The organism is Vibrio sp. 1401, assembly GCF_033340295.1.
The window spans coordinates 1-857 of the sequence record NZ_JAWOWF010000223.1; the positions used below are offsets into that span (position 1 = coordinate 1).

The following is an 857-nucleotide window of genomic DNA, read 5'->3' on the forward strand; positions in this document are numbered from 1 at the left end:
CATAGTAAATCAGATACAACTGAACAAGCAGTGGCGTTCCTCGGAAAAAGTAAATGAATCCCCAAGAAGGAAGGCTCAAAGCGTAGTTGGTACTGTTTCTCGCAATGGCGAGTGGAACTGAGACGCACAAGCCAATCACCAATGAAATGCCCACCAGCCAAACGGTCGTCCAAAGCCCTTGAAGGTAAACAGGGAAGCTTTCAAAAATCAACGAAAAATCCATTACTTACCTCGCATGAATACTGAATTTGCGTTCAACGAGTTTTAACAACCCCGTCGAAATACTGGTGAAGAAAAGGAAAATCAGTGCAACGGCCATGTAGAACGTGAACGGCATTTTTGTTGTACCAGCCGCCAGAGAGCTCATTCTCACCATATCTTCAAGCCCGATGATGGAGACAAGCGCGGTGGTTTTTAACAATACCAGCCAGTTGTTACCAAATCCCGGTAGTGCATGGCGAATCACCTGAGGAAGAAGGATTCTTCTGAACGACAACACTGGGCTCATGCCATAAGCTTTTGCTGCTTCCAACTCACCTTTATCGACGGCCATGATCGCACCACGGAAAGTTTCCGCCATGTAAGCTCCAAAGATAAAACCAATTGTCAGCACACCGGCAATAAACGGGCTCACATCAATGTAGTCAGGTAAGTAAGAAGTCCACTCATGATTTGGGTCGCTAGATGCAAACCATTCATTGAGCGTTTCGTTGATGGAATAGAGGCTATTGTTTAAAAGTATTTGCCCACCAAAGAAAATCAACATCATCAGAACTAAGTCTGGAATGCCGCGAATAATGGTGGTGTAAAGTGTGGCAATTGCTCTTGCCCATTTGTAGGGTGCGAGCTTAGCAAGC

General features: G+C 45.4%; 2 protein-coding genes. Both read right to left on the reverse strand.

Features of this window, described 5'->3' with window-relative positions:
- Positions 1–223: ABC transporter permease subunit (locus R7Z77_RS24715; RefSeq protein ID WP_318136967.1), on the reverse strand; the 223-nt coding region annotated here is incomplete at its 3' end.
- A gap of 3 nt (positions 224–226) precedes the next feature.
- Positions 227–857, reverse strand: a 631-nt coding sequence (locus R7Z77_RS24720) for an ABC transporter permease (protein ID WP_318136968.1), incomplete at its 5' end; no start/stop codon positions are given.